Genomic DNA, 12,078 nt, shown 5'->3' on the forward strand with positions numbered 1-12,078 from the left:
CAGCGCATGTCGAAGATTATTTATACCCAAACTGATGAAGCCCCGGCCCTGGCAACTTACTCACTGTTGCCTATTGTTCAAGCGTTCACCAAGCCTGCCGGGATTGCGGTGGAAACCCGGGATATTTCTCTGGCTGGTCGTATTATTGCCAACTTTCCTGAAAACCTGACGGAACAGCAACGTCAGGCCGATGCCCTGGCGGAGCTGGGCGAGCTGGCGAAAACCCCGGACGCCAACATTATCAAGCTACCCAACATCAGTGCCTCTATTCCACAGTTGGTGGCCGCCATCAAAGAGCTTCAACAGCACGGCTACGACCTGCCCGACTTCCCGGAAGAACCACAGAACGACGCCGAGCAAGCCATCCGTGACCGCTACGCCAAAGTGTTGGGCAGCGCGGTAAACCCGGTGTTGCGTGAAGGAAATTCTGACCGCCGCGTGGCGGCACCGGTAAAAGAGTACGCCAGGAAAAACCCTCACTCCATGGGCGCCTGGAACAGCGGCTCCAAATCTCACGTTGCCCACATGAGCGACGGAGATTTCTACTCCAGCGAGCAATCCGTCACTGTGGCTGAAGCGGGAGACGTTAAAATTGAATTTGTTGCCGCCGATGGCGCGGTAACCGTACTCAAAGACAAGGTCAGCCTGCAGGCTGGCGAAGTGATTGATTCCGCCCGCATGAGCAGCAAGGCTCTGCGTGAGTTTTTTGCCGCCGAGATCAACGCCGCCAAAGCCGACAATGTACTGTTTTCTCTGCACCTGAAAGCCACCATGATGAAGGTGTCTGACCCCATTATGTTTGGCGAATGCGTCACCGTATTCTACAAAGAAGTGTTCGACAAGCACGCCGCCCTGTTTGAAGAAATTGGCGTCGACCCCAGCAACGGCCTGGGGGATGTATACGCGAAAATCGCCGATTTGCCCGCCGAACAAAAAGCCGTTGTGGAAGCCGACATTCAGGCGCTGTACGCCGACCGGCCGGCCATGGCGATGGTGGATTCCGACCGCGGCATCACCAATTTGCACGTGCCCAGCGATGTTATTATCGACGCCTCCATGCCCGCCATGATTCGCTCCTCTGGTCAGATGTGGGGACCGGATGGCCAGCTGCACGACACCAAGGCAGTCATCCCCGACCGCTGCTACGCTGGTGTTTACCAGGAAACCATCCAGTTCTGTAAAGACAACGGCGCATTCGACGTTACCACCATGGGCAACGTTTCCAACGTCGGCCTGATGGCACAGAAAGCGGAAGAGTACGGTTCTCATGACAAAACCTTCAAAGCCGCAGGCAAGGGCGTTATTCGCGTAGTTGATGCCGCCGGACAAGTGCTGATGTCTCACGATGTGGAAGCGGGCGACATCTGGCGCATGTGCCAAACCAAAGACGCCCCCATAAAAGACTGGGTAAAACTGGCCGTAAATCGCGCTCGCGCCACCGGCAACCCCGCTGTTTTCTGGCTCAGCAACGAACGCGCCCACGACCGCAGTCTGATCGAAAAGGTCAATGCCTACCTGCTGGAACACGACACCAATGGCCTGGACATCCAGATTCTGTCCCCGGTTGAAGCAACCCGCCACGCTCTGCAACGCATTAAAGAGGGCAAAGACACCATCTCTGTCACCGGCAACGTATTGCGTGATTACCTCACCGACCTGTTCCCCATTCTGGAATTGGGCACCAGCGCCAAAATGCTCTCTATCGTGCCATTGCTGGCGGGCGGCGGCCTGTTTGAAACCGGTGCCGGTGGCTCTGCCCCCAAACACGTTCAGCAGTTCGAGAAAGAGAACCACCTGCGCTGGGACTCCCTGGGGGAATTTCTGGCCCTGGCGGTTTCGCTGGAAGACCTGGCCTTTAAAACCGACAACAACCAAGCCAAGGTACTGGCTGCAGCACTGGACGTAGCCAACGGCAAATTCCTGGACACCAACAAATCCCCATCCCGCAAAGTGGGCGAACTGGATAACCGCGGCAGCCACTTCTACCTGGCCATGTACTGGGCGGAAGCACTGGCAGCACAGAGTGACGATCAGGCGCTGCAAGCCCTGTTTGCACCACTGGCACAAGCCCTGAGCGACAACGAGGCAGCTATTGTGACTGAGCTAAACGACGCCCAGGGGCCGGCAATGAAAATCGGTGGCTACTATCAGCCCAACCCGCAGCTGGCATCAGAGGCCATGCGCCCCAGCGCCACTTTCAATGCGGCACTGGCTGCTTTGGCCTAACAACAGTTGGCCGGGGCTACTGGATTCTGTAGCCCCGGTTTTTTGTATGTCTATCGTTTACCTTCTCAATAAACCCTACGGCGTACTCTGCCAGTTCAAAGCTATCGACGAGCGCCCCACTCTCAGTGACTTTATAAAAACCCCTGATATCTATCCCGCCGGTCGACTTGACCACGATTCGGAAGGCTTACTGCTGTTGACCGACGACGGCCAGCTGCAAACGCGCATTGCTCACCCCAGGTACAAGCTACCAAAAACTTATTGGGTTCAGGTGGAAGGAAAAATTAACCAGGAAGCTCTTGATAAGTTGCGCAATGGCATTGACCTTAACGATGGCGTTACCAAACCGGCAAAAGTCAAAATAATGAACGAACCGGAGCTATGGCCCCGCAATCCGCCGGTGCGCTTTCGCAAAAATATTCCTACCAGCTGGATTGAATTAACCATTACGGAAGGCCGCAACCGGCAAGTGCGCCGTATGACCGCAGCGGCGGGCTTCCCTACCCTACGCCTGGTACGTGCTGCTATCGGCAACTGGACATTGGGCGATCTGCAACCGGGCCAGTGGCGCACTGAAACCGTACACTTGGCCAATAAACCAAATCGAGCCCGCAATGGAAAAACAAATACACCTCACCGTCGCCACCGTCGTTGAGCAAGGCGGCAAATACCTGTGTGTCAGCGAATACGATAACGGCAAGCTGGTTTACAACCAACCCGCCGGGCATGTGGAGCCCGGCGAAGAAATCAAAGCAGCCGCACTGCGGGAAACATTAGAAGAAACCGGCTGGCATGTTGAGCTGACCGGGTTTATGGGTATCACCACTTACCAGGCACCCAGCAATGGAATAACTTACTACCGAGTCTGTTTTGCAGCCAAATCCGCGGGTTTTGATCCGGAATATGAACGGGACTCCGATATTGAAGAAGCGCTTTGGCTAAGCTACGAAGAATTACAGGAACGACATGAATCTATGCGCAGCCCGTTGGTGTTAAAGGCGGTGGAGAATTACAGGGATAATTTGATTTATTCGCTATCGCTGGTGGAGGCTTTTGATTTGAAGAATTCCTGAACGCCTGAATTCCAAGATGTCACCAAACAACATCCAACAACTCACAACTTTCCAGATTTTTATCCGCCGTCACCAGACGGGAATTATGAATAATGGAGGTTGCCGCAATAATACGGTCAGCGGGGTCGTTATTGATTTGTGCTCCAAAACTGACTGAAAGATCAGCAATTTCCGGAGTAATCGGCTGTACGGAAATGTTTCGGGACTGAAGGAACAGATTCAAAAAGTGTGCACCGGAAGTTTCTATTTGCAACCTGCCCTTTTTGATCAGCATGGATATTTCCCAAAGGGATATATCAGAAATTATCAGCGCGTTTTGCTTGTCTGCACTACCAATCGCATTTGCCGCTTTACGAGAAAGTTTTTTCGGTTCCAGTGCATCCCAAATAATTGCGCAAGTATCCATCAAAATCATACTTGTGCATCCCATTCACTATCAATTGGCGCAGTCACATCGTAAATCGCAGCTTTCTCGGCAATGATTTTCAACTGCTTTTTTGCCTTCTCCTGTTGGTTTTTGGGCGGAGAAATAGTCGCCAGCAACTTACCGTTTGAAGTGACTGAGATTTGCTTGCCGGAATTGGCCATCTCCAAGTATTTCAAAAGATTAGCTCTAAAATCGCTGATATTCACAGTCTGCATGTTGATTGCCCTGATGTACTCTGTACAAAATTATTGTACAGAGTACTCATGATTGTGTGCAAAGACAACCTGTAACTTCGCTGTTCCTCCCTGCCCACCTTAGGCAATTCCCCTGAGACGGAGCGCCTGTTAGAATCCCCGCCTTTGTCACAATCACCGCTCGTTATGCCGTTATCCAAGCCCAAAGTCATTGTCGGAATGTCCGGCGGTGTCGATTCCTCTGTCTCTGCCCTGCTGTTGCAACAGCAAGGTTATGAGGTGGAGGGGCTCTTTATGAAAAACTGGGATGAAGACGACGGCACCGAATACTGCACGGCCAAAGTGGATATGGCAGACGCCCAGGCGGTGTGCGATCGGCTGGGTATCCCGCTGAACACAGTGAACTTTGCAGCGGAGTATTGGGACAACGTGTTTGAATATTTCCTGGCGGAGTACAAGGCGGGCCGAACCCCCAACCCGGACATTCTCTGCAACAGGGAAATAAAATTTAAAGTATTTTTGGAATACGCCCAGATTCTCGGCGCCGACCTGATCGCCACTGGTCACTATGTACGCCGCGCTGACATTGATGATCACACCCAATTGCTCAAAGGCCTGGATAACAACAAGGATCAGAGTTACTTCCTCTACGCAGTGGGCGAAGACGCCTTCGCCAAAACCCTGTTTCCGGTGGGCGAACTGGACAAGCCGGAAGTGCGCGCCCTGGCGGAGCAGCACAACCTGATCACCCACAACAAAAAAGACAGCACCGGCATCTGCTTTATCGGCGAGCGCCGCTTCAAGGATTTTCTGGAGCAGTACCTGCCCGCCCAGCCTGGCAATATCGAAGACCCGGATGGCAAAATCATTGGCAAACACAGCGGCCTGATGTATCACACCATGGGTCAGCGTCAGGGCCTGGGCATTGGCGGCACCAAAGACGGCACGGAAGACCCCTGGTACGTCGCCCGGAAAGACCTTGAGCGCAATGTGTTGGTGGCCGTACAGGGCGGCGACCACCCACTGTTGTTTCACAACACACTAACCGCCAGCCAGCTTAACTGGATCAATGGCGAGCCCGGCGAACGGCAATTCCGCTGTCACGCCAAAACCCGCTACCGGCAACCGGATCAGGCCTGCACTGTCACCCTTACAGAGAGCGGTTGTCAGGTGCTGTTTGACGAACCTCAGCGGGCGGTGACGCCGGGGCAGTCTCTGGTGCTGTATCGCGGCGAGCAGTGCCTGGGTGGTGGCATTATCGATACAAGAGAGGTAATAGAAGAGAAGTGATGCAAGAGGGTGAGTCAAGAGCCAATGTTTAAAAAACCTACCGCAGAACAAGTCATTGCCTTGGCCGGACTGTTCCAGGCCTGCCATTTGGTAGAACAGTTGGCCCGTCATGGCCGCGCCACCAGCGACGATTTCGCCACCTGCATTCATTCCATCTTTGAACAAAACCCGGACAACACCGAAGCGGTGTACGGCGGCGCTGGCAAATTGCGTCTGGGCATCGAAACCCTGCACGAACAACTGACCCTGCAGCGCACCAGCAAGGCATCCGATGCACTGCGCTACGCCGTTGGCGTGGCCCACCTGCAGGGTCGTTTGATGCGCGACAGCAGAATGCTGAAAAAGCTCAGCGACGGCATTGAGCGGGCAAAAAATCAGGCGGAACACTTTTCGCAAACCCACGACAATGTTATTGCTAACCTGGCGGATCTGTATCAAAACACCCTGAGCACCTTTCGCTATCGCATTCAGGTAAACGGCTTCGCCAACCACTTGCAGCAAAACAACATCGCCAGCCGGGTACGAGCCCTGCTGCTTGCAGGGGTTCGCAGCGCAGTATTGTGGAAGCAATTAGGCGGATCACGCTGGCATTTGATTTTATACCGCAAAGATATAATTAAGATTATCAATAAGATACAAAGTAAACTTTAAGTGTTTTGTTGGTTTTTTTGGTTCCTGTAGGGCGGATTAGCGCAGCCCAATCCGCCGCTGAAATACGCAAAGTAAATAAACGGCGGATTACGCTTTGCTAATCCGCCCTACGCCATTGATCCACGCTGCAATCAGACGCCATTTCAGCTATTATGCGCGCCTTTCCAATGACTACCCGTGAGACAGCACACCATGGACCTCTCCCCGCTCTCTGCCGTAACCCCCATCGATGGCCGCTACGCTGGCAAAACCGCTGCACTGCGCACTGTTTTCAGTGAATTCGGGCTGATAAAGGCCCGGGTTGAGGTTGAAATTCGCTGGCTGCAACAACTGGCCAACCACTCTGAGATTGCCGAGGTTGAACCCTTCTCAGAGCACGCCAACGCCTTACTTGACAACATCGTCGACAATTTTGGCGAAGCAGATGCCGCCCGCATCAAAGACATCGAAAGCACCACCAACCACGACGTCAAAGCGGTGGAATACTTTATCAAAGAGCGCATTGCCGACAACGCCGAGCTGAATGCAGTAACAGAATTTGTGCACTTCGCCTGCACCTCAGAAGACATCAACAACCTGTCCCATGCCCTGATGCTGCGTTCCGGTCGCGATCAGGTGCTGGTGCCCATGTTACAACAGATTGCCGACACCATTGCAGATATGGCCCACGAATACGCAGCAGTGCCCATGCTGTCTCGCACTCACGGACAAACCGCCTCCCCCACCACCGTGGGCAAGGAGTTTGCCAACGTAGCGGCGCGCCTGTTTCGCCAGATTGAGCAGATCAAAAAGGTTGAGCTGCTGGGGAAAATCAACGGCGCCGTGGGCAACTACAACGCCCACATTTCCGCTTACCCACAGGTTGACTGGGCACTGAACGCCCAAGACTTTATCGAAGGCCTGGGGCTTACCTGGAACCCCTACACCACCCAGATCGAACCCCACGACTATATTGCTGAACTGTTCGATGCCATTGCCCGTTTCAACACCATTCTGATCGACTTTGACCGGGACGTATGGGGCTACATCTCCCTGGGTTACTTCAAGCAGAAAGTCATCGCCGGCGAAGTGGGTTCATCCACCATGCCCCACAAGGTTAACCCCATCGACTTTGAAAATTCCGAGGGCAACCTGGGTATTGCCAACGCGGTATTCAATCACCTGGCGGCCAAACTGCCCATCTCTCGCTGGCAGCGTGACCTGACGGATTCCACCGTATTGCGCAATATGGGCGTTGGCTTTGGCTACTCCCTGATTGCCTACGCCGCCACCGCCAAAGGCCTGAGTAAACTGCAACTGAACGAACAGCGCCTGGCAGAAGACCTGGATAACGCCTGGGAAGTGCTGGCGGAGCCCATCCAGACTGTGATGCGCCGTTACGCCATTGAGGAGCCCTACGAAAAACTCAAAGCCTTTACCCGCGGCAACGCCATGAACCAGGAATCCATGGCGCAATTTATCGAGTCACTGGAGCTGCCGGAAGACGCCAAAGCCGAGCTGCGCGCCATGACCCCGGCCAGCTATATCGGCAATGCGGTGGCGCAAGCGCAGAATATTTGACGGGTTTATACCCGTCATTCTGAGCCCAGCGAAGAATCTCAAAGCCAGATTTACCTATGGGATCCTTCGCTGCGCTCAGGATGACAAGCCACTGGACACATCATGCTCACCCACCTCGGCACCATTTCCATCGAAATTTTTTTGCGCGATTACTGGCAGCAAAAACCGCTGTTGGTACGCAATGCTTTTGCCGATTTTGAATCGCCGTTAACGCCGGACGAACTGGCGGGCTTGTCACTGGAACAGGACGTGGAATCCCGCCTTGTGCTGGAAAACGGCAGCGATGGCCCGTGGCAGCTGCTCAACGGGCCATTCAATGAAACCACCTTTGCCCAACTGCCGGAAAACAACTGGACGCTGCTGGTGCAGGCCGTGGATCAATGGGTGCCGGAAGCTCAGGCATTGCTGGAGCAATTTCGTTTTCTACCCAGCTGGCGGCTGGATGATTTGATGGTGAGCTACGCCCCTGAGGGCGGTAGCGTAGGGCCGCATTTTGATTACTACGATGTGTTTCTGATTCAAGGTTACGGCCAACGGCGCTGGCAGGTTGGCCCCAAAGCAGACGATAACAGCCCCCGTGTTGCCAATACCAAACTGCGTATTCTCAAAGACTTTACCGTGGAGCACGACTGGGTACTGGAACCCGGGGATATGCTCTACCTGCCGCCCCAGTACAGCCATAACGGTGTGGCGTTGAACGACTGCCTGACCTACTCCATCGGCTTTCGCGCCCCCAGTATTGGCGAGATTATCGACGACCTGGCCACAGACGCCATTTCCCACCACAAGGATCACCAGCGCTACACCGACCCCGGCGAACAGTTGGCCAACAGCGGTGAAATTTCCCCTGCGGCCATCGCCACGTTAAAAGCCACATTGCAACAGGCGTTGCTAAATGACGATTTACTGCGCAACTGGCTGGGGCGTTTTATGACCAAACGCAAATATCCGGAACTGGATATTGGGCAGGATACAGGGGCGGATTGGGCGAATCAGCTGCACAGCGGCGCTTGTCTGGAGCGTCACCCGGCATCCCGGTTTGCCTATTCCCGGTTTGCCTGTTCAGAGCTTGGCGATAATCGCGCCGAGTTATTTGTGGATGGGGAAGCTGTTACGGCCAGCCTGTCGCTGGCAGAGCTGTTGTGCGGTAATCAACAACTGAGTTGGCAGTGCTTGCAGCCTCACCTGGCCGACAAAGCCAGTCGCAGTGTGCTTAAACAGTTGGTGGAATATGGGGCGTTGTACTTCGATTAAGTTGTACCTCGATTAAGTTGTACCTCGATTAATATGCATTGTCATCCTGAGCGAAGCGAAGGATCTCGGATGACAGCGACGACCAACTATATCCGCTTCACAAACACCTTCGAGTTGCGCTGAAAGTTATACATTTGCTGCTTGCTGGCGGGCAGTTTGTCGATGGATTGTTCCACAAAGCCCTGATCCAGAAACCAGTGGGCGCTGACTGTGGTCAGCACAAAAATGGAATTCAGCTGTTGCTCCCTGGCCTTTTCCTCCAGAAACTCAATCAATCGTGCACCGCGGTTGCCGCCCCGGTAATCCGGGTGGATAACCAGGCAGGCTACCTCACCGGTATGGGCTTCCTGATAGGGGTACAGAGCGCCGCAGGCGATAATGACGTCTTCTTTTTTGATCACACAGAAACGGCCTATCTCGACTTCCAATAATTCCCGCGAACGCTTAACCAGTGTGCCCTCTTTTTCCAGTGGCTCAATCAATTCCAGAATGCCGCCCACATCATCGATGCTGGCAGACAGCAGTTGTTCTTTATGGTCCTTGGCAATCAGCGTGCCTGCACCATCGCGGGTAAACAGCTCCTGCAGCAGTGCGCCATCAGTTTGGTAAGAAACACAGTGGCAGCGCTCAACGCCGTTTTCGGCACTGTTGACGATGGCTTGCACCAACAGACGTTCGTTGTTGAAGGGGCTGCTATCCAGAAGTTTGTTGACCGTTCTCAGGCTACAGCTGCGAATCAGCTGGCCACCTTCATCCAGCAGACCTTCGTGCCTGGTAAGCGCAATCAGCTTTTCGGCGCGCAGCGAAATTGCCGCACGGGTGGCGACATCTTCCAGAGTCAGGTTGAACACCTCCCCTGTGGTGGAATAACCCACCGGGGACAGCAGCACTATCGAACCATCATCCAGCTGTTTGTTGATGCCCTCGGTATCGATGCGGCGAATCAGGCCGGTGTACTTGTAGTCCACCCCATCGCGCACACCCATGGGTTTGGCGATCACAAAGTTGCCCGCCGTCACCCGAATTTCCGAGCCGTGCATGGGCGAGTTGGCCAGGCCCATGGTAAGCAAAGCCTCGATGTGAATGCGCAGCGAGCCGGTGGCGTCTTTTACCGCAGCCAGCGTGGAGGCATCGGTCACCCGGATGTCGTTTTCGATATATTGTTCTATATCCAGCTCCGCCAGGCGTTGGCTGATTTGCGTGCGGGCACCGTGTACCAGCACCAGCCTCACCCCAAGGCTGCGCAGCAGGGCGATGTCGTGAATCACATTGGCAAAGTTTTCGTGCTGCACCGCGTCGCCATCAAACATCAGCACAAAGGTTTTACCCCGGTGTGCGTTAATGTAAGGCGCGGCGTTTCTGAACCACTTTACCCGATCCTGGTCGGAGCTTTGCTTGTTCATACTTAACCTTTTGAGCGATCCACAATGTATTTCATGGCCACTTCATCGTCTGGATTTTTATCGGAACCGGGGTCGCTGTCCTCAATAATATTATCCGCCAGTGAGCTTTTATCAATCAGCCCAAAACCCAGTGCTGAGAAGTAGCTGGGAATGTAAGTCAGCACAATCACGGTTTTCAGTTCCATCTGATTGGCAAATTCCAGCAGGTATTGCACCAGTGCTTTGCCCTGCCCCTGGCGGTGAAATTCCTTGTCCACCACCACCGAGCGAATCTCCGCCAGCCCTTTCTGGTAAATATAGAGGGAGGCGCAACCCACCACTTCGCCATTGATTTCGGCAACCACAAAGTTTTGCACATCATGGATAATATTTTCCTGGCTACGAGGCAGAATTTCCCCCTGCCCGGCCCAATAATCTACCAGCCGGTGAATTTTTTCCACATCGGACATGCGTGCCCGGCGCACCGACATGGCCGCTGCGCGCTGGGCGTCCAGACGCTGTTTTACCTGCATCAGCGCGGTACTGACCTGATGCTTGCCCGGCGCACCCACCACCTGTTCGTTGAGAATTTCTTCGTTGCCGGATTGTTTTCCAGACTGAATAGCAGCAATAGCCTGTTCCACCTGGGCGCGGGAGGTGCCACCCAGGGCTTCGCGCTTGTCCAGGGTGGATTCAATAGACAGATGTTGGTACACGTCCTGGCCAATTTTATCGCTGAAGGTCTGTAACTGGGTCAGAGTTAAATCTTCCAGTGGGCAGCCTTTCTCAATGGCCGCCAGTACCACTTCGCCGACAATGTGGTGGGCTTCGCGGAAGGGAATGTCCTTGCTCACCAGGTAATCCGCCAGCTCAGTGGCATTGGCGTAGCCCTGTTGGGCCGCCGCCAGAGTACGGGAGCGATTTACCTTCAAACCATCCGCCACCAGCACTGCCATTTCCATGCATTCCAACCAGGTATCCAGGGCGTCGAACAGGCCCTCTTTGTCTTCCTGCATGTCTTTGTTGTAGGCCAGAGACAGGGCCTTCATGGTGGTCAGCATGCCCGCCAGAGAGCCCACTACACGACCGGTTTTGCCGCGAATCAGTTCGCAGGCATCGGGGTTTTTCTTCTGTGGCATCAGCGAGGAGCCGGAACTCACCAGGTCGCTCATCTCCACAAACCCCGCTTCCCCGGAGTTGTAGAAAATCAAATCTTCCGCAAACCGGGACAAGTGCATCATGGAGATACTGGCAGTGGCCAGTAGCTCGATCACGTGGTCGCGGTCAGACACTGCGTCCAGGCTGTTCATGGTGGCATCGCGAAAGCCCAGATTGTGCGCCAGAATTTTGCGGTCGATGGGGTACGCGGTACCCGCCAGCGCCCCGGAGCCCAATGGCGACACATCCAACCGGTAGAGGGCATCTTTCAAACGGCCAATATCCCGGTTAAACATTTCCACATAGGCCAGACACCAGTGGCCAAAGGTCACCGGCTGAGCCCGCTGCAGGTGAGTGTAACCGGGCAGCACCGTGCCCTTTTCCCGTTCCGCCAGATTCATCATGGCCTGCTGCAAATTCACCAGAGCAAACAGCAAGTCACCGCCGGTTTCCTTGCACCAGAGTTTCAAGTCGGTGGCCACCTGGTCGTTGCGGCTGCGGCCGGTGTGCAGTTTTTTGCCCAGGTCGCCGGTTTTTTCAATCAGTTGTGTTTCCACCCAACTGTGAATATCTTCGGCGTCGGAAGCCAGTATTTGGCTGGGGTTTTGTTCAACGGACAGCTTCAGTTCATTGAGTGCATCTTGCAGGTTGACCAGCTCTTCATCACTGAGCACACCGACTTTATGAATGGCTCCGGCCCAGGCAATAGAGCCGACAATATCCTGCACTGCCATGCGGTAGTCCACCGGCAGTGAGTCATTGAATTTTTTAAACTGCACGCTGGCCTTTTCTTTAAAGCGGCCGCCCCATAGTGCCATGGTGTGTCTCCGGTGTTTTTAAATTAACCCGTCGCCTGTCATCCT

11 protein-coding genes are annotated in these 12,078 nt (G+C 54.2%); 7 read left to right on the forward strand and 4 right to left on the reverse strand.

The features are described 5' to 3' along the window. Positions 1 to 6: 6 nt before the first annotated feature. The 3 genes from ACVBEJ_RS00385 to ACVBEJ_RS00395 are packed head-to-tail and all read left to right on the forward strand — an operon-like array spanning position 7 to position 3,299. The gene (locus ACVBEJ_RS00385) at positions 7 to 2,226 is read left to right on the forward strand and encodes an NADP-dependent isocitrate dehydrogenase (RefSeq protein WP_447127609.1); all 2,220 of its coding nucleotides are present in this window, start codon (positions 7 to 9) and stop codon (positions 2,224 to 2,226) included. Positions 2,227 to 2,272: 46 nt separating this feature from the next. After that, on the forward strand, positions 2,273 to 2,881 hold the full coding sequence (locus ACVBEJ_RS00390; RefSeq protein ID WP_447127610.1) for a pseudouridine synthase: 609 nt from the start codon (positions 2,273 to 2,275) through the stop codon (positions 2,879 to 2,881). Beyond that, positions 2,841 to 3,299 (forward strand): NUDIX hydrolase, encoded by a 459-nt coding sequence (locus ACVBEJ_RS00395; RefSeq protein ID WP_447127611.1) that lies wholly within the window; start codon positions 2,841 to 2,843, stop codon positions 3,297 to 3,299. Before ACVBEJ_RS00390 ends, ACVBEJ_RS00395 begins: the two co-directional genes overlap by 41 nt. Before the next feature lie 19 nt (positions 3,300 to 3,318). On the opposite strand, the gene ACVBEJ_RS00400 is transcribed toward ACVBEJ_RS00395, so the two are convergent. Both ACVBEJ_RS00400 and ACVBEJ_RS00405 read right to left on the reverse strand, forming a co-directional pair. Further along, positions 3,319 to 3,714, reverse strand: a complete 396-nt coding sequence (locus ACVBEJ_RS00400) for a type II toxin-antitoxin system VapC family toxin (protein ID WP_447127612.1) — start codon at positions 3,712 to 3,714, stop codon at positions 3,319 to 3,321. Further along, the gene (locus ACVBEJ_RS00405; protein ID WP_447127613.1) at positions 3,711 to 3,941 is read right to left on the reverse strand and encodes a type II toxin-antitoxin system Phd/YefM family antitoxin; all 231 of its coding nucleotides are present in this window, start codon (positions 3,939 to 3,941) and stop codon (positions 3,711 to 3,713) included. Before ACVBEJ_RS00405 ends, ACVBEJ_RS00400 begins: the two co-directional genes overlap by 4 nt. Positions 3,942 to 4,106: 165 nt before the next feature. Here ACVBEJ_RS00405 and mnmA point away from each other — a divergent pair, with 165 nt between their 5' ends. The 4 genes from mnmA to ACVBEJ_RS00425 all read left to right on the forward strand — a co-directional run bounded on the left by mnmA (position 4,107) and on the right by ACVBEJ_RS00425 (position 8,675). Continuing rightward, positions 4,107 to 5,210 (forward strand): tRNA 2-thiouridine(34) synthase MnmA, encoded by a 1,104-nt coding sequence (mnmA, locus tag ACVBEJ_RS00410; RefSeq protein WP_447127614.1) that lies wholly within the window; start codon positions 4,107 to 4,109, stop codon positions 5,208 to 5,210. Positions 5,211 to 5,234: 24 nt separating this feature from the next. After that, positions 5,235 to 5,861: a high frequency lysogenization protein HflD gene (hflD, locus tag ACVBEJ_RS00415; RefSeq protein WP_447127615.1), complete on the forward strand. Its 627-nt coding sequence runs from the start codon at positions 5,235 to 5,237 to the stop codon at positions 5,859 to 5,861. A 192-nt stretch (positions 5,862 to 6,053) separates the two neighbouring features. Next, entirely contained in the window at positions 6,054 to 7,421 is a 1,368-nt protein-coding gene (gene purB / locus ACVBEJ_RS00420; protein ID WP_447127616.1) for an adenylosuccinate lyase, read from the forward strand. A 102-nt stretch (positions 7,422 to 7,523) separates the two neighbouring features. After that, the gene (locus tag ACVBEJ_RS00425; protein WP_447127617.1) at positions 7,524 to 8,675 is read left to right on the forward strand and encodes a JmjC domain-containing protein; all 1,152 of its coding nucleotides are present in this window, start codon (positions 7,524 to 7,526) and stop codon (positions 8,673 to 8,675) included. A gap of 86 nt (positions 8,676 to 8,761) precedes the next feature. Here the strand turns inward: ACVBEJ_RS00425 and argA are convergent, their stop codons facing one another. Together argA and argH are read right to left on the reverse strand one after the other, a co-directional pair. Beyond that, entirely contained in the window at positions 8,762 to 10,078 is a 1,317-nt protein-coding gene (argA, locus tag ACVBEJ_RS00430; protein ID WP_447127618.1) for an amino-acid N-acetyltransferase, read from the reverse strand. Positions 10,079 to 10,080: 2 nt separating this feature from the next. Next, the gene (gene argH / locus ACVBEJ_RS00435) at positions 10,081 to 12,033 is read right to left on the reverse strand and encodes an argininosuccinate lyase (protein WP_447127619.1); all 1,953 of its coding nucleotides are present in this window, start codon (positions 12,031 to 12,033) and stop codon (positions 10,081 to 10,083) included. Positions 12,034 to 12,078: the final 45 nt, after the last annotated feature.

It is taken from the genome of Porticoccus sp. GXU_MW_L64, assembly GCF_052983295.1.

Coding starts and splice junctions, on each gene's coding strand:
- argH (WP_447127619.1), bottom strand. CDS start 12,033: ATGGCACTATGGGGCGGCCGCTTTAAAGAAAAGGCCAGCGTGCAGTTT.
- mnmA (WP_447127614.1), top strand. CDS start 4,107: ATGCCGTTATCCAAGCCCAAAGTCATTGTCGGAATGTCCGGCGGTGTC.
- ACVBEJ_RS00390 (WP_447127610.1), top strand. CDS start 2,273: ATGTCTATCGTTTACCTTCTCAATAAACCCTACGGCGTACTCTGCCAG.
- ACVBEJ_RS00400 (WP_447127612.1), bottom strand. CDS start 3,714: ATGATTTTGATGGATACTTGCGCAATTATTTGGGATGCACTGGAACCG.
- argA (WP_447127618.1), bottom strand. CDS start 10,078: ATGAACAAGCAAAGCTCCGACCAGGATCGGGTAAAGTGGTTCAGAAAC.
- ACVBEJ_RS00405 (WP_447127613.1), bottom strand. CDS start 3,941: ATGCAGACTGTGAATATCAGCGATTTTAGAGCTAATCTTTTGAAATAC.
- ACVBEJ_RS00425 (WP_447127617.1), top strand. CDS start 7,524: ATGCTCACCCACCTCGGCACCATTTCCATCGAAATTTTTTTGCGCGAT.
- hflD (WP_447127615.1), top strand. CDS start 5,235: ATGTTTAAAAAACCTACCGCAGAACAAGTCATTGCCTTGGCCGGACTG.
- ACVBEJ_RS00395 (WP_447127611.1), top strand. CDS start 2,841: ATGGAAAAACAAATACACCTCACCGTCGCCACCGTCGTTGAGCAAGGC.
- ACVBEJ_RS00385 (WP_447127609.1), top strand. CDS start 7: ATGTCGAAGATTATTTATACCCAAACTGATGAAGCCCCGGCCCTGGCA.
- purB (WP_447127616.1), top strand. CDS start 6,054: ATGGACCTCTCCCCGCTCTCTGCCGTAACCCCCATCGATGGCCGCTAC.